This is a genomic window from Rhodoferax sp., assembly GCF_028688795.1.
In the GTDB taxonomy this organism is placed as follows: Bacteria; Pseudomonadota; Gammaproteobacteria; order Burkholderiales; family Burkholderiaceae_C; genus Rhodoferax.
The window spans coordinates 49,822-69,124 of record NZ_JAQTXM010000020.1 but is presented as its reverse complement, the minus strand read 5'-3'; the positions used below and the strand labels follow the sequence as shown (position 1 = coordinate 69,124).

21 protein-coding genes are annotated in these 19,303 nt (G+C 60.3%); 15 read left to right on the top strand and 6 right to left on the bottom strand.

Going from position 1 to position 19,303, the window contains the following annotated elements; translation table 11 throughout:
- Positions 1-5 precede the first annotated feature (5 nt).
- The 3 genes from PHQ58_RS15130 to PHQ58_RS15120 are packed head-to-tail and all read right to left on the bottom strand — an operon-like array spanning position 6 to position 2,406.
- Positions 6-629: an L-threonylcarbamoyladenylate synthase gene (locus PHQ58_RS15130; protein ID WP_300112286.1), complete on the bottom strand. Its 624-nt coding sequence runs from the start codon at positions 627-629 to the stop codon at positions 6-8.
- 4 nt (positions 630-633) lie between these two features.
- On the bottom strand, positions 634-1,518 hold the full coding sequence (locus tag PHQ58_RS15125) for a DMT family transporter (protein ID WP_300112284.1): 885 nt from the start codon (positions 1,516-1,518) through the stop codon (positions 634-636).
- A 6-nt stretch (positions 1,519-1,524) separates the two neighbouring features.
- Positions 1,525-2,406, bottom strand: coding sequence for a 3',5'-nucleoside bisphosphate phosphatase (locus PHQ58_RS15120; RefSeq protein ID WP_300112282.1), 882 nt, complete (start codon positions 2,404-2,406; stop codon positions 1,525-1,527).
- Between the two features lie 46 nt (positions 2,407-2,452).
- On the opposite strand from PHQ58_RS15120, the gene PHQ58_RS15115 reads away from it, so the two are divergent.
- Entirely contained in the window at positions 2,453-3,121 is a 669-nt protein-coding gene (locus PHQ58_RS15115) for a DUF599 domain-containing protein (RefSeq protein ID WP_300112280.1), read from the top strand.
- Positions 3,122-3,142: 21 nt separating this feature from the next.
- Here PHQ58_RS15115 and recJ read toward each other — a convergent pair whose 3' ends face one another.
- The 3 genes from recJ to PHQ58_RS15100 all read right to left on the bottom strand — a co-directional run bounded on the left by recJ (position 3,143) and on the right by PHQ58_RS15100 (position 7,301).
- The gene (recJ, locus tag PHQ58_RS15110) at positions 3,143-4,867 is read right to left on the bottom strand and encodes a single-stranded-DNA-specific exonuclease RecJ (RefSeq protein WP_300112279.1); all 1,725 of its coding nucleotides are present in this window, start codon (positions 4,865-4,867) and stop codon (positions 3,143-3,145) included.
- Positions 4,864-5,826 (bottom strand): phosphoglycerate mutase, encoded by a 963-nt coding sequence (locus tag PHQ58_RS15105; protein ID WP_300112278.1) that lies wholly within the window; start codon positions 5,824-5,826, stop codon positions 4,864-4,866. Before PHQ58_RS15105 ends, recJ begins: the two co-directional genes overlap by 4 nt.
- A gap of 128 nt (positions 5,827-5,954) precedes the next feature.
- On the bottom strand, positions 5,955-7,301 hold the full coding sequence (locus tag PHQ58_RS15100) for a fused MFS/spermidine synthase (protein WP_300112277.1): 1,347 nt from the start codon (positions 7,299-7,301) through the stop codon (positions 5,955-5,957).
- 84 nt (positions 7,302-7,385) lie between these two features.
- Between PHQ58_RS15100 and PHQ58_RS15095 the strand changes: the two genes are divergently transcribed.
- The 14 genes from PHQ58_RS15095 to PHQ58_RS15030 all read left to right on the top strand — a co-directional run bounded on the left by PHQ58_RS15095 (position 7,386) and on the right by PHQ58_RS15030 (position 19,281).
- A complete protein-coding gene (locus tag PHQ58_RS15095; protein WP_300112276.1) occupies positions 7,386-7,835 on the top strand; it encodes a putative toxin-antitoxin system toxin component, PIN family in 450 nt (149 codons plus the stop codon).
- Positions 7,832-8,095 (top strand): hypothetical protein, encoded by a 264-nt coding sequence (locus tag PHQ58_RS15090; RefSeq protein WP_300112275.1) that lies wholly within the window; start codon positions 7,832-7,834, stop codon positions 8,093-8,095. The genes PHQ58_RS15095 and PHQ58_RS15090 overlap by 4 nt, the downstream gene beginning before the upstream one ends.
- Positions 8,096-8,098: 3 nt before the next feature.
- Complete coding sequence (locus PHQ58_RS15085) at positions 8,099-9,355, top strand: lipoprotein-releasing ABC transporter permease subunit (protein ID WP_300112274.1); 1,257 nt, start codon at positions 8,099-8,101, stop codon at positions 9,353-9,355.
- Entirely contained in the window at positions 9,348-10,073 is a 726-nt protein-coding gene (lolD, locus tag PHQ58_RS15080) for a lipoprotein-releasing ABC transporter ATP-binding protein LolD (protein ID WP_300112273.1), read from the top strand. Before PHQ58_RS15085 ends, lolD begins: the two co-directional genes overlap by 8 nt.
- A 78-nt stretch (positions 10,074-10,151) precedes the next feature.
- Complete coding sequence (locus PHQ58_RS15075; RefSeq protein WP_300112272.1) at positions 10,152-10,541, top strand: hemerythrin family protein; 390 nt, start codon at positions 10,152-10,154, stop codon at positions 10,539-10,541.
- A 27-nt stretch (positions 10,542-10,568) separates the two neighbouring features.
- Positions 10,569-11,486, top strand: a complete 918-nt coding sequence (locus tag PHQ58_RS15070; RefSeq protein ID WP_300112271.1) for a TatD family hydrolase — start codon at positions 10,569-10,571, stop codon at positions 11,484-11,486.
- The gene (locus PHQ58_RS15065; RefSeq protein WP_300112270.1) at positions 11,483-11,929 is read left to right on the top strand and encodes a CoA-binding protein; all 447 of its coding nucleotides are present in this window, start codon (positions 11,483-11,485) and stop codon (positions 11,927-11,929) included. Before PHQ58_RS15070 ends, PHQ58_RS15065 begins: the two co-directional genes overlap by 4 nt.
- A complete protein-coding gene (locus tag PHQ58_RS15060; protein WP_300112268.1) occupies positions 11,901-12,695 on the top strand; it encodes a spermidine synthase in 795 nt (264 codons plus the stop codon). The genes PHQ58_RS15065 and PHQ58_RS15060 overlap by 29 nt, the downstream gene beginning before the upstream one ends.
- A complete protein-coding gene (locus PHQ58_RS15055) occupies positions 12,692-14,476 on the top strand; it encodes a GspE/PulE family protein (RefSeq protein ID WP_300112266.1) in 1,785 nt (594 codons plus the stop codon). Before PHQ58_RS15060 ends, PHQ58_RS15055 begins: the two co-directional genes overlap by 4 nt.
- A 19-nt stretch (positions 14,477-14,495) precedes the next feature.
- Positions 14,496-14,981, top strand: coding sequence for a tripartite tricarboxylate transporter TctB family protein (locus PHQ58_RS15050; RefSeq protein WP_300112264.1), 486 nt, complete (start codon positions 14,496-14,498; stop codon positions 14,979-14,981).
- Positions 14,982-14,983: 2 nt separating this feature from the next.
- On the top strand, positions 14,984-16,495 hold the full coding sequence (locus PHQ58_RS15045) for a tripartite tricarboxylate transporter permease (RefSeq protein ID WP_300112326.1): 1,512 nt from the start codon (positions 14,984-14,986) through the stop codon (positions 16,493-16,495).
- 42 nt (positions 16,496-16,537) lie between these two features.
- Positions 16,538-17,446, top strand: coding sequence for a DMT family transporter (locus PHQ58_RS15040; protein ID WP_300112262.1), 909 nt, complete (start codon positions 16,538-16,540; stop codon positions 17,444-17,446).
- Positions 17,447-17,464: 18 nt separating this feature from the next.
- The gene (locus tag PHQ58_RS15035; RefSeq protein WP_300112260.1) at positions 17,465-18,259 is read left to right on the top strand and encodes an SDR family oxidoreductase; all 795 of its coding nucleotides are present in this window, start codon (positions 17,465-17,467) and stop codon (positions 18,257-18,259) included.
- Between the two features lie 35 nt (positions 18,260-18,294).
- Positions 18,295-19,281, top strand: coding sequence for a Bug family tripartite tricarboxylate transporter substrate binding protein (locus PHQ58_RS15030; RefSeq protein ID WP_300112259.1), 987 nt, complete (start codon positions 18,295-18,297; stop codon positions 19,279-19,281).
- Positions 19,282-19,303: the final 22 nt, after the last annotated feature.

Here is a 19,303-nt window from a genome sequence, read left to right as displayed (position 1 = left end):
TGGGCTTACAGGCCTATTGCGGCCAGCGGGCCACGGCCTTCACGGATGACAACAGGCTCGGCCCCGGTCAGGTCCACCACGGTGGTGGGCTCTCGCGGGCAAGCACCGGCGTCAATTACCGCAGCAATTCGACCTTTGTAACGCGCACGAATCTCTTGCGCATCGTTCATTGGCTCGGTCTCGTCCGGGGCAATCAAGGTGGTGGCCAGCAGCGGTGTGCTGTGCATGGCCAGCAACTCTTGCAGTACCTTGTGGTCGGGCACACGCAGGCCAATGGTTTTGCGCGACGGGTGGCTCAGGCGGCGCGGCACTTCCTTACTAGCTTCCAGAATGAAGGTGTAGGCGCCAGGTGTGGCGGCTTTCAGCAGGCGAAACTGCTTGTTGTCCACATGCGCGTAATTGGCCAGTTCCGACAGGTCTCGGCACAACAGCGTCAGGTGATGTTTGTCGTCTACCCCGCGGATGCGGCGCAGCTTGTCAGCGGCGGTCTTGTCGTCCAGGTGGCAGACCAGCGCATAGCTGGAATCAGTGGGCACAGCCAGCACCTCGCCTTTGTCAAGCAGGGTAGTGGCCTGTTTCAGCAGGCGTTGCTGGGGGTTGTCGGGATGGATTTCAAAGATCTGGGGCATGGCGCTATTGTCGCTGCCCTGAGGCCTCGCGTGCAGACAGTAGGGCGTTGCCAACACCGCTGGCCGCAATCACCGCAATGCCTGCCCAGGCCAGGCTGTCGGGCACGTGTTTGAAGGCCCACCACCCAAGCAGGGTGGCAAAGGCAATTTGCGTATAGAGGTAGGGTGTCAGCACCACGGCGCTGGCCCGGTTAAAGGCGCGGATCAACATCAGGTGGCCAAAGGTTCCCAAAAACCCCACCACCACAAACCAGTACCAATAGGTCAGTAATGCAGATGTGCTCCAACTCCACAGCATGACGGGTGCCATGACCACAGTGCCCACCAGGCCGGTAAAAAAATGGGTGGTGTAGGGATTTTCGTCACCACTCAGACGGCTGGTGATGACCTGGAACGAGGCATAAGTGGCCACCAAAACGATGGGGAATAACACGGCCCAGCCAAAGACTTGCCCGCCGGGGCGAATGACCAGTAGCACGCCCAACAGACCCAGACTCATCAACACCCAGCGCAGGGGTGACACATGGTTCTTCAGCATCCAGGCAGCCATGGCTGTGGCGACCATGGGCGACAGCATGACCATGGCGGTGAACTCGCCCACCGGCAGAAACTGCAGGCCCAAAAACGAGCAGGCACTGGTGGTTAGCAGCAAGACGCCACGCAAGGCCTGAAAACGTGGATTGGGAGTCGAAAACAGGCTGTTTTTCTGGATTGGATAACGCAGCGCAAGTGTGACCACAGCCTGAAAAGCATAACGAAACCAAAGCAGCATCAGCACCGGCACAAGTTGCACGGAATGCTTGGTGGCCGTGTCAAGCATGGCAAAGGAGAGTGCCGCCAAAATGATCAGCAAAATACCACCGCCCTGGCGGCTCTTCAAAAAGGACATGGTGATTCAGGCCAGCGCTGTAGTAGACGCAGGCGCCCGCTGAATGCGGTCTGCCAGCAGCGCCCAAACAGGTGTGAGCTCAACTGGCAAGGCAGGCAGCGCACCAAGTTCGGTGCGGCTCTCGGCCGGGCTGTGAAAATCGCTGCCGCGTGATGCTGCTAGGCCAAATTCAAGGGCGGTGGCGGCATAACTTGCGCTTTCGGCGCTTGAGTGGCTACCGGTGACCACTTCCACGCCCCGACCCCCGTGGCCTTTGAATTCGGTGAACAGCGCCATTTCTTCGTTGGCGCTAAATTTGTAGCGTGCCGGGTGGGCGATCACGGCCATGCCGCCAGCCTGTGTGATCCAGTTCACGGCATCTTTCAAACTGGCCCAACGGTGCTCCACAAATCCGGGTTTGCCTTCCGTGAGGTATTTGCGAAACACCTCGTAGGTGTCTTTGCAAACACCTGTGTCCACCAGAAAACGTGCAAAGTGGGTGCGTGAAATCAGGTCGGGGTTGCCGGCATAGGTCAATGCCCCTTCAAACGCACCCTGGATGCCGACTCGCGCCAGGTCATCAGCCATGTCTTGGGCGCGTTGCGAGCGGCCGCCACGGGTTTTCTGCAGACCTTGGTCAAGTTGCGCATTGGCCACATCAAACCCCAAGCCCACGATGTGTACCGTCTGGTGCAAGAACGTGACCGATATTTCAACGCCAGTCAGGTAGTCCAGGCCACACGCGGCGGCGGCGGCAGCAGCACGCGCCTGACCACCAATTTCGTCGTGGTCTGTGAGCGCCCAGAGCTCAACACCTTGGGCCTTGGCGCGCACAGCAAGTTCTTCAGGCGTCAACGTGCCATCGGAAATGACAGAGTGACAGTGCAGGTCGGCGTTCAGGGTGTTCATCGGTTGATTTTATGGGGGCTGGCAAAATGGCGGGATGTTTGAATTCATGACCACGCACGCGACAGATCTATTAACCTTTGGCGGCTCGGCAGGCTTGGTGCTGGCCTACCAGCGCTACTTGAGCTGGCGCACCCGGCGTGACCCGGCCTCCAGCGCGCAAGATGTCATGCTGGCGGCGCGCGCTGCCTGGATCGCCAGTGTGATGCGCGAGCGGCGTGACATTCTGGCAGTGCAAACCTTGAGAAACTCCACCATGTCGGCCAGTTTCATGGCCTCCACCGCTGTGTTGCTGATCATTGGTGTGTTGACCCTGAGCGCGCAGGGCGACAAACTCTCAGGCACTTGGCATTCGCTCAATTTTTTGGGGCATGCCAGTGCCGAGATGTGGCTGTTCAAACTGTTGATGATGTTATTTGACTTGCTGTTTGCGTTTTTTTCATTTGCCATGTCGGTGCGGATTTTTCACCACATTGGTTACCTGATCAACGTGCCGCTGGACAAAGCCAATGAGACCACCCAGATCAGAAAGGTGGAGGTGCAACTCAATCGGGCTGGCATTTATTACCGCATTGGCATGCGTGCCTATTACTTCACGGTGCCGCTGCTGTTCTGGTTATTCGGGCCGATCTGGCTGCTTGGGGCCACGCTGGCCATGGTGTTTTTCATGTTTCACCTGGACCGGGCACCCAAGCACGATACCGACTTGATGGGGTAATTCCAAGTCTGCAAGGCGGGCTCAGAGCTCGGCCGCTTCTATCAAGAACCGCACCCGTCGCTCGCCACGCCAGCTGTCCACATCCAGCCGGAAGGCCAGTTTGACCCGTGCCGGCAGCGGCTCGGTGTGGCTAAACCAGATGCCGTCGACCGGTTGGCCGCAGTGCTTGAGCTTGAGTGACAGGTGTTTTTCACCCACTAGGCGCTGCGACACCACATCAAGCTCCTCGCTGAAGGTGGGTGCGGCAAAACCCTGGCCCCAGACCTCGTGGTGCAGCGTGTCGACCAGGTCCGGACGGCGGTACTCGGGTTTAAGCGCGCCGTCAGTGTCCAGGCGGCGTGTCAGGGTGGCGGCATCCAGCCACTCTTTCGCCACGTCGTTCAAGCCTTGCTCGAACGCCTCAAAGTGTTCCTCGGCAATGGTGCAGCCGGCTGCCATGGCGTGACCGCCAAAGCGCAGCAGCACGCCAGGGTGGCGCTTGGCCACCAAATCCAGCGCGTCGCGCAGGTGAAAGCCGGGAATGGAGCGACCTGAGCCTTTGAGCTCATGGCCATGCCCGGTGGCCCCGCTGCTGGCAAAGACAAATGTTGGCCGGTGAAACTTGTCCTTGATGCGCGAGGCGACGATGCCGACCACGCCTTCGTGAAACTCAGCGTCAAACACGCAAATGGCGGGCGGTGCATCATGCGCATCTTCAAACAACGATTCGGCCACCGCCAGCGCCTGTTCGCGCATGCTGCCCTCAATCACGCGTCGCTCGCGGTTGATGGCATCCAGCGTTTTGGCCAGTTCCAGCGCCCGGTTTGGGTCGTCGGTGAGCAGGCATTCAATGCCTAATGTCATGTCGCTGAGGCGCCCGGCCGCATTGATGCGTGGCCCAAGGGCAAAGCCAAAGTCAAAGGTCGTGGCGGTTTTTGCTTCACGCGCCGCTGCTACAAATAATGCAGCTAGTCCCGCAGGTAACATAAGGGCTCTAACCCGTTTTAACCCTTGAGCGACAAGGCGGCGGTTGTTTGTGTCAAGCTTGACCACATCGGCCACCGTGCCCAGCGCGACCAAAGGCAGGAGGGTGTCCAGTTTGGGCTGGCTTTGCGCATCAAACACACCGCGCTGGCGCAACTCGGCGCGTAGCGCCAGCAGCACATAAAACATCACGCCAACGCCGGCGATGGACTTGCTCTCAAAGCCGCAGCCGGGCTGGTTCGGGTTGACGATCACATCGGCCTCGGGCAACTCAATCTGGCTACCTCTCATGGCTGGCAAGTGGTGGTCGGTCACCAGTACCTGCAGGCCCAGCGCGCGGGCTGTAGCCACGCCTTCAAAACTGGCAATGCCGTTGTCCACGGTGATCAGCACATCGGCTCCGCTGGCCTTGACGCGCTCGGAAATGGGTGCGGTCAGGCCGTAGCCGTCTTGCACCCGGTCGGGCACGATGTAGTCCACAAATCTGGCGCCCAGCAGGCGCAAGCCCCGGATGGCGGTGGCGCAGGCGGTGGCGCCATCGCAGTCGTAGTCGGCCACGATACAGAGCTTTTTGTCTTGGCAAATAGCATCGGCCAGCAGGCGCGCGGCTTCAACCGCGCCTTTCATGCTGCTCGGGGGCAACAGTCGGGCCAGGGCGTCGTCAAGTTCCAGTGGGGTTTGCACGCCGCGGGCGGCGTAAAGCTGGGCCAACAGGGGGTGAATACCGGCCTGCTCCAGCGCCCAGACGCTGCGTGGTGGGCTGTCTCTTACTATTAATTTCATAGCTTATTAAGCGCGTTTAATATGGGCTGCGTGCCAAAAAAGCATTTAATTTTTTGCATCAGGGGTTGTGGCTGGTTTTGCCAGGTCTGGGCGTTGCGCTCGCCGCACAGTGTCAGTTGTACAGGTTCACCGCGCGCGTGTGCAGCCAGCAGGGCTGGGCCTTGCTCGGCGTCAATGGCTTGCCATGCGGCAGCCCATGCGGGCCAGTCGTCACGCAGTGCCGCGTCCCGCAGGGCACTGACCACAGTGGGCGGGGTGCGCCCGACAAGTTCGCCGTCGTCTTGCGAGTCCTGATTGGCCACCCATGCCCCGCTGCCATGAAGCCAAAACGCGTTGACTGGCAACACACCACGGGCCTCACGCGCATCGTTGACCGGGTGGGTGTAGAGCAGCATTTGCATTTCGCTCACCAGCCGGATCAGATGACCAGCCTGCCCCAGTCTGGGCATCCACGGGGCCAGGTCGCGGCCCTGCACGCGGTCAGGTGACGCGGTGGGCAAGGCTGCAAAGACCTCGCTACGGGCCAGCCAGCAACCTGGCTTATAGGGGTAAAGCGTGATGCCATCTTCGGCAAAAAAGGGCTGCATGGCGCTCAGCAAGGTGTCGGATTCGGCGCTTGAGAGCTCGTGCATCGGCATCTGGTGCATCGTCACCTCTTTCATGTTGGCTTGCCAGTGGCACAAGGTCACAAAAGCCCACGCGCCCCCCAGGAAGGCCAGGTCCGGCTGTTGTTGCACCTGCCAAGCTGCCCAAGGGATTTGCCCATCAACTCCTGGCAGTCCCAGCCATTTCGCCAGCGCACGCTCGTGCGGCGGCGACAGGCTGAGTTCGTCAGCCGCATCCAGTGGCAGTGCCGTCAAATGCGTCAGGAGCTTTTGCAGATGGGGCAGCTTCAGGGTGGCTAGTTCGGCTTGGCAAGCTTCAGTGTGGCTGGCGGCATAGGGAATCAGCAGGTGCATCGGGTTCAGGGCTCCACCACGTCAGGGTAAAAGTAGCTGTCAGAGGTAAAGATGGCTTTGTGTGCAGGTAGTCCCATGGCAATGTCCTCCCAGGTGAATCGATGGTCATTATCCGGGAGGCCGCACGGTCAGTGTGAGCGGGCCATGTCCATATCCGCCCCATTGCGCTCGTCGGTATACGGCGCACTTTGGCCGGCGCGGCTGCTGTCATAACAACTGACGATCACGTTGCTCAAGGGTTTGGCCTTGTGCAGTACCTCCACCGCGCAGCGGCCATAGACACTTTCAATGGTGGCCAGCAGGTTGCGGGCGTAGGGCGTTTCAAGCCGCCCGTCCAGAATCAGGTTGACCAGCAACACACCCTTGGGCGCCAGCGTGCGGCGGGTGTCCTGCCAGAACTCGCGCGTGACCAGATGGCCCGGAATGGAGGTGTGGCTGCTGAACACATCGACCACTACTGCATCAAAACGACTGTCTGTGCTGCGTACGAAACGGCGGGCATCGTCGACGATGAAGGTGCCGCGGATCGGTTCTTTCAAGAAGCTCAGCTCAGCAATGCCACGAATTTTTGGGTCAATGTCCACGTAGGTGTAGCGGTTGGTGGGTTCCTGGTGTGACAGAGTGAAACCACCCGCGCCCAGCACCAGGATGTCGCGCCCGTAAAGCCCAAGCTCATCCAGAATGATGTGGCGAAGGTGTTGCACGTAGCGGGCATATTGCGGCGGCTGGCTGTCGTCCATCAGCGAGGCCAATGAATTGTTGATAAGGAAAGCACGTGGGTTGACGAGATCTGGGCGCGTCAGGGGCTTGACGGCGTAGTCGGCATAGGCCGTGTCAAGCACCCCGGCACTAGGTTGAAGGTTAATGACAGTTGCTGCCAGGCCTACCGCCACCGCTTTGCCCCAAGCCTGCCAGTTTTGCTTTGCCAGCAAGAGGCTGCCCAGGGCCAGCAGCACGGCGCACGTCAGCACGGCCGCCGAGACGCCCAGCCACTGCATCACCACCAAGGACAAGCTGACCGAGCCCAAAAACGAGCCCAGTGTGGACCAGTACAAGGCGTAGCCACTGGCCTCACCGGTGCGCAAGTGCTTCATCAGGTTGGTCAGTACCGGCACGGTTTGCCCCAGCAGCCAGGCCAAGGGGCATAACACGCCACCGATAAACACCACATAGGCCAGCCAGGTAGGTTGAACATGGGTGAACAGCCCATCCACTGTGACGCGCGCCAGCCCCAGGCCGGCCAGCAGGGCTGAGATCAAGAAGTTGCGCGCCACCACGGCTGTGAACCGCTCGGTCACCCGTGCGCCCGATCCATAGCCAAGCGCGAGGGCCAGCAGAAACAAACCGATGGTTGGTGCCGTCACCACAATGGCGCTGCCCACGTGCGGCACCAGTCGGCGCAGGGCAATCACCTCTGCGCCCAAGGAGCAAAAGCCTTCGATGAAAACAATGAGGTAGAGCAGGTTGCGAGGCACGGTAGGTCCGGACAGAGTGGAGGCCGATTACACCAAATCGACGCAGGTAGCTGTGTCGAGAGGCATGTTAATATCTCCGGCAATATGAAAACAGTACCTCGCCTGACCATTGACACCAATATTTTGGTGGCAGCGACGCGCAATGTGGCGGGGCCATCCTTTGCGCTGATGCAGTTGGTGCGCCGTTCTGCGGTGGCCATGTGTTGCAGCCCGGCGTTGTTTTTGGAGTTTGAGGATGTGCTCAAACGACCTGAGCAATTGCTTGCGTCTGGCTTGGAGCCCACCGACATTGATGCGATTTTGAATGAATTGGCGGGCTTGATGGTGCCGGTCACGACGCACTACCAGTGGCGACCCCAGTTGCGCGACCCAGCAGATGAAATGGTGCTGGAGGCGGCGGTCAACGCCCAAGCCAACGCCATCGTGACTTACAACCTGCGGGATTTCAAACCTGCTCAACGTTTTGGCATTTTGGTGCTGAACCCCGAACAGACCTTTCAACAATTTCACTTAACCAAGAGGATTGAGCCATGAGTAATTACGCCCTGCGCTTGCCCGAATCCCTGAAACAAGCCGCCAAGCGGATTGCCGCAGCGGATGACACCACCATGAACCAGTTTTTTGTGGTGGCCATTGCTGAAAAAATTAGCGCTATGGAGACTGCCCAGTTTTTTGACAAACGTGCAGCGCTGTCCATGCCTGATGCCGCCAATGCAGCCTGGGGAAAAGTTGGCAGCAGGTCGGCACTGCCGGGTGATGCGTGGACGTCGCCTGCGCCAGGTCACAGCGCCTGACCTATGCAAATTCCCTACGAACTCACCCTTGGCTGGCGCTACACGCGCGCTGGCCGTGCCACCCGGCGCAACGGGTTTATCTCGTTCATCTCTGGCGTATCGATGCTCGGCATTGCGCTGGGCGTGGCGGCGCTCATCATTGTGCTGAGCGTCATGAACGGCTTTCAAAAAGAGGTGCGCGACCGCATGCTGGGCGTGGTGTCGCACATCGAGATTTTTGCCCCCAATGGCGCGGCGCTGCCCGATGTGGCGCGCACACTGGCTCAGGTCAAGGCGAACCCGGCAGTCATTGGTGCTGCACCTTTCATAGCGACCCAGGCTTTGCTGGCAAGGGGTGAAGATATGAAGGGAACTCTTGTAAGGGGCATTGACCCGGCCCATGAAGGCGAGGTCACCGACCTGGCGCTGGAGCTGAAAAACACCGGCTTGAATCGGCTGATACCCGGCGAGTTTGGCGTTGTGCTGGGCGGCGAACTGGCGCGAAGCCTGGGCGTGGTCACCGGTGACAAGGTCACGCTGGTGGCGCCCAGCGGGCAGGTCACCCCGGCCGGAGTTGTGCCGCGCCTGAAACAAATGACGGTGGTCGGCACCTTTGATTCCGGCCACTATGAATACGACTCGGGCCTGGTGCTGATGCACATTGAAGACGCCGCGCGCATTTTCCGGCTCGAAGGCCCCAGCGGCGTGCGCGTCAAGCTGCGCGATTTGCACCAGGCGCGCGCGGTAGCGGCTGAAATGGCCGGCACGCTCACTGGCGACTTGTTGATTCGCGACTGGACGCGCCAAAACCGCACCTGGTTTGCCGCCGTGCAGCTTGAAAAACGCATGATGTTCATCATCCTCACGCTGATCGTGGCGGTGGCGGCATTCAACCTGGTGAGCACGCTGGTGATGACCGTGACCGACAAACGCGCCGACATCGCCATCCTGCGGACGCTCGGCGCCAGTCCGGGCAGTATCATGGGTATTTTTGTCGTGCAGGGCGCCATGGTGGGCGTGATTGGCACGCTGGCGGGCTTGGCGCTGGGGCTGGGTGTGGCGTTTAACATTGACGTGTTGGTGCCCGCGCTTGAAAAACTGCTGGGCGCCACCTTCTTGCCGCGTGATGTCTACCTGATCAGCAGCATGCCGAGTGACCCGCAGCAGGCTGACATCTTGCCAATTGCCGTTATTTCTTTGGTGCTGGCGTTTTTGGCCACGCTCTACCCCAGCTGGCGTGCTAGCCAGGTCAATCCGGCGGAGGCGCTGCGCTATGAATAACACCCCCGAATCTGTTGCGATGCAAACAAGGCCGCCAGGCAAATTGGTGCTGAGCGCCCGTGGCCTGACCAAGCGTTTTACCGAAGGTCGCCTTGACGTGACCGTGCTGCAAGGCGTGGACATGGACGTGCACGTTGGCGACACGCTGGCCATCGTCGGCGCGTCGGGCTCGGGCAAGAGCACCTTGTTGCATTTGCTGGGCGGCCTGGACGCGCCCACCAGCGGCTCAGTGATGCTGCTCGGGCAAGACTTGGCGCACCAAAGCGCCGCTGCACAAGGGCGCTTGCGCAACCAGTACCTGGGTTTTGTCTACCAGTTTCATCACTTGTTGCCCGAATTCAGTGCGCTGGACAATGTGGCCATGCCCTTATGGATTCGGCGTATGGACCATGCTGATGCTGCGCAGATAGCTACCAAAATGTTAGTAAGCGTGGGTTTGGAGGGCCGCTTGCACCATCGCCCGGCCGAGCTCTCGGGCGGTGAACGCCAGCGTGTGGCGATTGCCCGTGCGCTGGTGACTCAGCCCGCTTGCGTGCTGGCTGATGAGCCCACCGGCAACCTGGACCGCAACACGGCTCAGGGCGTTTTTGACCTGATGCTGGAACTGGCCCGCACCCAGGGCACGGCGTTTGTGGTGGTCACGCACGATGCGGCACTGGCCGCGCGTTGCGCTCGCCAGTTCACGTTGGTCCAGGGAAAGCTGGCCGTGGAGGCATAATTTTTGTCGGTCAGTTGGCGTGCGTGCTGATCCGTTGTTTTGATTTCACACACGTACAGTGAGTTCAGGGAGTAAATCATGGGTGTTGAATGGTTTGACAGCTACAAGACGGGTGACGAGGCGATTGATGCGACGCAAAAAAAGCTGTTTGAGCTGACCAATGCGTTTCTGGCGTCTGATGACCTGACGGTATTGCGGCCCGTCATCGTGGCCCTGTGCAAACAGGCCAAGGCGCACTTTGAGCTTGAGGAAGCGTTGATGCAGCGCATTGGTTTTCCGGACATGGATGCGCACAAGGCGCAGCACCAGCGGTTGCTGGATCGCCTGATCAGTCGCAGTATGGATGTTGGCAAAGGCCACATGAACAAGCCCGCCATTGCCGCCCTGATGCAAGACTGGGCCTTGCACCACGTGCCTGAAGAAGATGCGCACCTGACACAGTATTTGGTGGCCAGCAAGGCCGCCTGACGCGCCTTTGATCGGGAGAATTGGGCGATGATGTTCATCGACACCCACTGCCACCTCGATGCACAAGAGTTTTGTGCTCTAGCCCCTATGGAACGTTCGCAAGCAGCTATAAATAATGTAGTGCATTGCGTGGTGCCAGCGGTTGAGGTGGCCAACTTTGAGGCGGTTCGTGCCGTGGCCCATGCAGGTGGTGACAGCTATTGCCTGGGGATTCACCCCCTGTACGTCAGCCGCGCTCAAGACGACGACCTGGACCGACTGGACGCTGCGCTCACGCAGTACAAAGACGATCCGTGCCTGGTGGCCGTGGGCGAAATCGGGCTGGATTATTTCGTGCCCGAGTTGTGTGTGAGCCCCTTGCGAGAGCATCAGGAATATTTTTATCTGGCGCAACTCAGGTTGGCTCGCAAGCACGGCTTGCCGGTGGTGTTGCACTCGCGCCGCTCTGCGGATCAGGTGCTCAAGGGGCTGCGGGCCGTGGGGCGCAAGGCCAAAGTCGCAGGTGCAACTGACATAGCTTTCCCGCAATCCTGGCACGGCATTGCCCATGCCTTCAATGGCAGCACGCAGCAAGCACAAGCCTTCATCGATTTGGGTCTGAAGCTCGGTTTTGGCGGAGCCTTGACCTATGAGCGGGCGTTGCAGCTGCGGCGTTTGGCGGCCGCTTTGCCGCTGGCGGCCATCGTGCTGGAAACCGACGCGCCCGACATGCCGCCACACTGGCTTTACAAAACCACCGAGCAGCGCACGGCGGGTGAGGCGCAGGGCGTCAATTCCCCCGCCGAGTTGCCACGCATTGCCGCAGAGTTGGCGGCGTTGCGCGGCATCAGCCTGGAAGAACTGGCGCAAGCCACCACGCGCAATGCGCTGGCGGCACTGCCCAAAATAAGCGCTTTGCTGCCCACTTTGTTCAATAACTCACCTATCTCAGGACAAAACTCATGACCTCTGACAACACGACCAACGCCCAAGCAATCACTCACATCCTGGCCAACTGCCGCACCGTGGCCGTGGTGGGCTTGTCACCCAAGGCGCACCGCGACAGTTACCACGTCAGCCAGTACATGCAGTCACAGGGCTGGCGCGTGGTGCCCGTGAACCCGGTGGCCGCAAATAGTGGGACGCGCATTCTGGGCGAGGTGGTCTATGCCACCCTGACGGATGCCGTATCCGCAGAAAAAATTGACCTGGTCGACGTGTTTCGCAACAGTGACGATGTTCCCCCCATCGTGGACGAAGCCATTGCGCTGAAGCTGCCCGCGATCTGGCTGCAGCTGGGTGTGCGCCATGATGCCGCCGTGGCCAAAGCACGCGCCGCAGGCCTGCAGGTGGTGCAAGACCGCTGCCTGATGGTGGACCATGTCCGCAGCCAATCCCAGCGGGGATAATTCGGGCATCTTGAAAAAACATACCCACGCTCTTCCGCAAGTTAATTTCTCTGATGACGGCCCGGTGCGCCACCTGCACCTGGGCACCGAGTGGATTCAGGGCTCCATGTACACGGACGAGCCTAATGCGCTGGTGCACGAATACATTCAGCGCATGATGGCTTGGCTGCTGTTTGTGCCGCCTGAGTCCGTCAAAGAGCGCCAAGCCCTGCAACTCGGCCTGGGTGCCGGGTCGTTGACCAAGTTCTGCGCCAAAGAACTGCGCATGAAAACCACCGCCATTGAGCTCAATCCGCAGGTGCTGGCGGCGTGTCGCAACTGGTTCAAGCTGCCTGCTGAAAACCCCAGCATGCAGGTGGTGGTGAACGATGCGGCACAAGAAATACAGAACCCAAAATGGTGGGGCACAGTGGACGCGCTACAGGTGGATTTGTACGACCATGAAGCCGCCGCCCCGGTGCTTGACAGCCTGCCTTTCTACAACAACTGCCGCCGCTTGCTGACGCCTGAGGGCTGCATGACGGTGAACCTGTTTGGCCGCGCTTCCAGCTTTGCCCGAAGTGTCGAGAAAATGTCGGCTGCCTTTGGCAAAGAGGCCATCTGGGCCTTCAAGCCCACGCGTGAAGGCAACACCGTGGTGCTGGCCCAGCACACATCGAGTCGCCCCAAGCGTGAGCTGTTGATGGCGCGTGCCGACCTGATCGAATTCAACTGGGGCCTGCCGGCCAGCAAATGGGTGCGGGTGTTCAAGCCCATGCTGTCATGAACCAAGCCGCCAGCCCCAAGCCTGTTGGGCCCACGGCTGCTGGTCCGCTGGATTGGCGTCGTCTGGTGCAATGGCTGCTGGCGGACGGCGTGATCTCTGCGGCCGAGGCGCAGCGCATCCATACCCGCTGCGCCCAGGCCGAGAGCGCACAGCACCCCTTGGTGCGCCTGGTCAGCGTGACCGTGTACCGCGCCAGCGACAACAAGCCCCTTGACATGGAAGCCCTGACGCAGTGGCTGGCCGTGCGCGCGGGCTTGGCGTATTTGCGTATTGACCCGCTCAAGGTCGATGTGGGCAAGGTGGCCGATGCCATGAGCGCGGCCTACGCCGAACGCCACAAAATTTTGCCGGTGCAAGTCACCGCGCATGAGGTGGTGGTGGCCACGGCCGAGCCATTTTTGACCGATTGGGTGGCTGAAGTGGAGCGCCAAAGCCGCCGCAGTGTGCGCCGGGTGTTGGCCAACCCACAGGACATCAAACGCTACACCGCTGAATTTTTTGCTCTGGCCAAATCCGTGCGTGCTGCCGCCAAGGCTGGCAACAACGCCAGCAGCAGCTTTGAGCAACTGGTGGAGCTGGGCAAGAGCAACAAGCAGCTCGACGCCAACGACCAAAGCGTGGTGCAGGTGGTGGACTGGCTCTGGCAATATGCGTTTGACCAGCGCGCCAGCGACATCCATCTGGAGCCGCGTCGTGAGCAAGGCGTGATCCGTTTTCGCATCGATGGCGTGTTGCACCCGGTGTACCAGATGCCGATGGGTGTGCTGGTTGCCATGACGGCGCGCATCAAGCTGCTTGGCCGTATGGACGTGGTGGAAAAACGCCGCCCGCAAGATGGCCGCATCAAGACGCGTAACCCCGGTGGTGATGAGATCGAAATGCGCATTTCCACCTTGCCCACGGCGTTTGGCGAGAAGATGGTGATGCGCATTTTTGACCCGGAAACCACTGTCAAAGACCTCAGCGCCCTGGGCTTCTCCAGCCACGACGCGCAGCGCTGGGAGGCGCTGGTGAAGCGCCCCAACGGCATCATTTTGGTGACCGGTCCCACGGGTTCCGGCAAAACCACCACGCTGTATTCGACCCTGAAACGTGTCGCCACCGAAGAGGTGAACGTGAGCACGGTGGAAGACCCGATTGAGATGATCGAGCCGTCTTTTAACCAGACGCAGGTGCAGCCGCAACTTGATTTTGGCTTTCCCGAAGGCTTGCGCGCCCTGATGCGGCAAGACCCCGACATCATCATGGTGGGCGAAATCCGCGACCACGCCACGGCTGAGATGGCCGTGCAGGCGGCCCTCACCGGCCACTTGGTGTTCAGCACGCTGCACACCAACGATGCACCCAGTGCCGTTACCCGTTTGATGGAGCTTGGTGTGCCGTCATATCTGATCAATGCCACGTTGCTGGGTGTGTTGGCGCAGCGGCTGGTGCGCACCCTGTGCCCGCAGTGCAAAGTGCCAGACCCGGCCGCCACGCGTGAGGCACTGGCTGAGGTGGTGAAACCCTGGCAGCTCAACGGCCCCTACAAACCCTTCAAGGCGGTGGGCTGTGTGGATTGCCGCATGACCGGCTTCATGGGCCGCATGGGTTTGTATGAACTGCTGGTGGTGTCTGAGTCGTTCAAGGAAAAGATCAACCGCGAACCCAATGCCGATGCGCTCAAGCGGCAGGCCATCAGTGATGGCATGCGCCCGCTGCGCCTGGCCGGCGCGCTGCGCGTGGCCGAAGGGCTGACGGTACTGGAAGAAGTGCTGTCGAGCACACCGCCGTTGACGTGATGTGCTTCGATAAGTCGCAGTGAAAAACGCCAAAGACTTTTACGCCGGTTTGTTGTTCACGCTGGTCGGCAGTGCCTTTGCCTGGGGCGCGCTGCGCTACACCGTGGGCACGGCGGCACGCATGGGGCCGGGTTACTTTCCCATGCTGTTGGGCGTACTGCTGGCGTTGCTGGGCGGGGTGATGATGTTGCGTGCCGCGCTGTCGCAAGCCGACGCTTCGCAGGTCATTGGCCCGTGGGCCTGGAAACCGCTGGTGGCCATCATTTCGGCCAACCTGCTGTTTGGTGTGGCGCTGGGCGGGTTGCCGCGCTTGCAGTTGCCGGCGCTGGGCTTGATGGTGGGCATTTACCTGCTGACCTTTGCGGCTTGTCTGGCCGGGGAGCGCTTCAAGTTCAAGGAAGCCGCGTTGCTGGCCACGGCGCTTGCCGCCTTGAGCTATCTGGCCTTTGTGCTGTTGCTCAAACTCCAATTGCCGGTGTGGCCGGTTTTTGTGTCGGGGGCTTGACGGTGGAGTTGTTTGAGCATTTGGCACTGGGCTTTGGCGTGGCCTTCACGCCCGTCAACCTGATGTACGCCTTTGTCGGCTGCCTGCTGGGCACGCTGATTGGTGTGTTGCCCGGCATTGGCCCGTTGGCCACCATTGCCATGCTGCTACCCGCCACCTACGCGCTGCCACCGTTGGCGGCGTTGATCATGCTGGCTGGCATTTATTACGGGGCGCAATACGGCGGCTCCACCACCGCCATTCTGGTGAACTTGCCGGGCGAAGCCTCGTCGGTGGTGACGGTGATCGATGGCTACCAAATGGCGCGCCGGGGCCGTGCTGGGCCAGCGCTGGCCGCGGCTGGTATTGGCTCGTTTTTTGCCGGGTGTGTCGGCACCCTGGTGCTGGCCGCATTTGCCGTGCCACTGACCGAAGTGGCCTTCATGTTTGGCCCGGCCGAATACTGCGCGCTGATGGTGCTGGGCCTTGTGGGCGCGGTGGTGCTCGCATCGGGTGACTTGCTCAAGGCCTTTGGCATGATCTTGCTGGGTTTGCTGCTGGGGCTGGTCGGCACCGATGTGAATTCGGGCGTGGCGCGCTACAGTTTTGATATTCCCGAATTGACCGACGGCATTGGTTTCATCGTGATTGCCATGGGCATGTTTGGTTATGGCGAGATCATCAGCAACCTGAATCACCCAGACGGCAAACGTGAGGTGTTCACGGCCAATGTGCATGGCCTGATGCCGAGCCGACTGGATTTCAAACGCATGTGGCCAGCCATTTTGCGTGGTACCGGGCTGGGTTCTGTGCTGGGCATTTTGCCCGGTGGCGGCGCGGTGATGGCCGCTTTTGCCGCCTATACGCTTGAGAAAAAGACCCGACTCAAGCCGGGTGAAGTGCCCTTTGGTGAAGGCAACATTCGTGGCGTGGCCGCGCCTGAGGCCGCCAACAACGCGGCCTCGCAAACCTCGTTCATCCCGCTGCTCACCTTGGGCATTCCACCCAACGCCGTGATGGCGCTGATGGTGGGTGCCATGACCATCCACAACATCCAGCCCGGCCCGCAGGTCATGACCAGCAACCCCGAGCTGTTCTGGGGCTTGATTGCCTCGATGTGGATTGGCAACGCCATGCTGATCGTGTTGAACCTGCCCTTGATCGGCATCTGGATCAAGCTGCTCAGCGTGCCCTACCGCTGGCTGTTTCCGGCGATTGTGTTGTTTTGCGCGATTGGCGTTTACAGCACCAACAACAACATCTTTGACATCTGGATGGTGGGCCTGTTTGGCATCATTGGTTATGCGTTCATCAAGCTCGGCATGGAGCCTGCACCGCTGCTGCTGGGCTTCATCCTGGGGCCGATGATGGAAGAAAACCTGCGCCGCGCCTTGTTGTTTTCGCGCGGTGACTGGAGCGTGTTTGTCACCCGTCCGCTCTCAGCAGGCTTGCTGTTGGCGGCACTGGCTTTGCTGGTGTTGGTGCTGCTGCCAGCCATTCGAAAAACCCGTGAAATTGCGTTTGTTGAAGACTAGCCGCCTCACAAAAAATATATAAGAAATTGGCCCCTAGCCCATATGAATAAAGCGCAACCAGCTATTGGTAATGTAGCAACTGGTTTGATCCTGGCGACCATCGGCGCCATTGCCTTTAGCGGCAAGGCCATCATCGTCAAGCTGGCGTACCGCCATGGCGTCGATGCCGTCACGCTCATCATGTACCGCATGCTGTTTGCGCTGCCCATTTTTGCCGTGATGGCCTGGTGGTCCAGTCGGGGCAAGCCAGCACTGACACGGCATGACTGGTGGGGCGTTCTTGGCTTGGGTTTCACTGGCTATTACCTGGCGAGTTTTCTCGACTTTGCCGGGCTGGCCTACATCAGTGCCTCGTTGGAGCGGCTCATCCTGTACCTCAACCCCACGCTGGTGTTGCTGCTGGGTCTGGTGCTGTACAAGCGCCACATCAGCCGCCGCCAGGCCTTTGGCATGGCCATCAGTTATGCGGGGGTGATTCTGGTGTTTGGCCACGAGATCAGTTTTGCCGGCGCGGATGCCGCTTTGGGCGCGGTGCTGGTGTTTGGCAGCGCGGTCAGTTATGCGGTTTACCTCAGCTTCAGTGGCGAACTGGTGCAGCGGCTGGGTTCGCTGCGGCTGGTGGGCTTGGCCACCACAGTGGCTTGCGTGCTTTGTATAGGCCAGTTTGTGCTGCTGCGGCCCATGAGCGCGGCGTTGGTGGCCCCAGAAGTGATTTGGCTGTCGATCCTGAACGCCACGCTGTGCACAGCCGCGCCAGTGCTGATGGTGATGATGGCCATTGAGCGAATTGGCGCTGGCCTGGCCGCACAAACCGGCATGATTGGCCCCATGTCCACCATTTTGATGGGTGTGCTGCTGCTTGGCGAGCCGTTCACCGCCTGGGTGGCGGCGGGTACGGCACTGGTTGTGGCGGGAATTTTTGTTTTTACCAGCCGCCCACGTAGGGCGTGATTTTTTCAGGAGACCTCCATGGATTTAGGAATTGCCGGTAAATGGGCCTTGGTGTGTGGCGCCAGCAAAGGCCTGGGGCTGGGCTGCGCCACGGCGCTGGTGGCTGAGGGGGTGAACGTGCTGATGGTCGCCCGTGGGGCTGAGGCACTGCAAGCCGCTGCATCAAAATTAATAGCTACCCACGCAATTAATACGGGGGCTACAGTGCAATTTATTGCAAAAGACATCACTACAGAGGTGGGCCGGGCTGCGGTGTTTGCCATGCGCGCCGACTTTGACATCGTGGTCACCAACGCCGGGGGCCCACCCGCCGGGGATTTCCGCAGCTTTGAGCGTGACGACTGGATCAAGGCCGTCGACGCCAACATGCTGACGCCCATTGCGCTCATCAAGGCCACGGTGGATGGCATGGCGGCACGCGGTTTTGGGCGCATTGTCAACATCACGTCCAGCGCCGTCAAAGCGCCGATCGACGTGTTGGGCTTGTCCAACGGCGCGCGCAGCGGCCTGACGGGTTTTGTGGCCGGTTTGGCGCGCAGTGGCTTGGCCGCCCAGGGTGTGACCATCAACAACCTGTTGCCCGGTGCCTTTGACACCGACCGCCTGCAGGCCATATTTCAAGCCGCGGCGGCCAAAACGACGCAGTCAGTTGAAACCGTAGCAGCGACGCGGCGCAACGCCATTCCGGCCAGACGCTTTGGCTCACCGGATGAGTTTGGTGCCATTTGCGCATTTTTATGCAGCCAGCAAGCCGGTTACATGACCGGGCAAAATGTGTTGGCAGATGGTGGCGCCTACCCGGGCACGTTTTAAACCAGGTCTGAAAGATTTCAAACTCAGGAGTTCTTATGGTTCAGTTTCAAGTTCGTCAATTCGTTCAGCAAATCGCCAAAACCTTGGCAGTCGGCACCTTGCTTGCCGCTGGCCTGGCACAGGCCCAAACTGGGCCGGTCAAGCTGATGGTGGGTTTCCCGGCCGGGGGTGGCACCGATGCCATTGCCCGCATCCTGGCTGACAAGCTGAAAGACCAGATTGGCGTGTCGGTGGTGGTGGACAACAAGGCCGGTGCCGGCGGCCAAATTGCGGCGCAGGCGCTCAAGGCGGCGGCGCCAGACGGTAACACGCTGTTTTTGTCGCACGACCACACCATCACCATCCTGCCGCTGGTGGTGAAGAACCCGGGCTACGATTCCAATAAGGATTTTGTACCCGTCGCAGGTTTTGCCACCTTTGTGAATGGCTTGGCTGTGTCTGGCGGCACCCCCGCCAAGAGCATGGTGGAATATGTGGCCTGGGTGCAAAAGCAGGGCGCAGGCCTTGACACGGTGGGCGTGCCAGCACCGGCCTCCGTACCTGAATTTTTGGTCAAGGTGATTGGCCAAAAATACAAGCTGGACCTGCAAGCCGCCCCGTACCGCGGCAGCGCGCCCATGATGGCCGACATGCTGGGCAACCAGATCCACGCCGGGGTGGGCTCCATGCCCGACTTCTATGAAAACCAGAAGGCCGGCAAGATTCGCATGGTGGCGGTGATGGGCAAGACGCGCCAAGCGGCGCTGCCTGATGTGCCCACCTTCACCGAGCTGGGCTTGGCCGGCTTTGAAGACTTGCCGTTTTACGGCATTTTTGCCCCCAAAGGCACGCCGCAAGCCACGGTTGACAAACTCTCGAACGCTGTGGCCAAAGTGGTGGCCATGCCCGATGTGCGCGAGCGCCTGACTGCCATGGGCTTGACGGTGGGCTACATGACCCCCGCACAGTTGGCCAGCCGAGAGCAGGCTTACGCTAAAACCTGGGCGCGCATCATTGCCGAGAGCGGTTTCAAGGCGCAATAACTGCATTGGGGTGCTTTGGTGG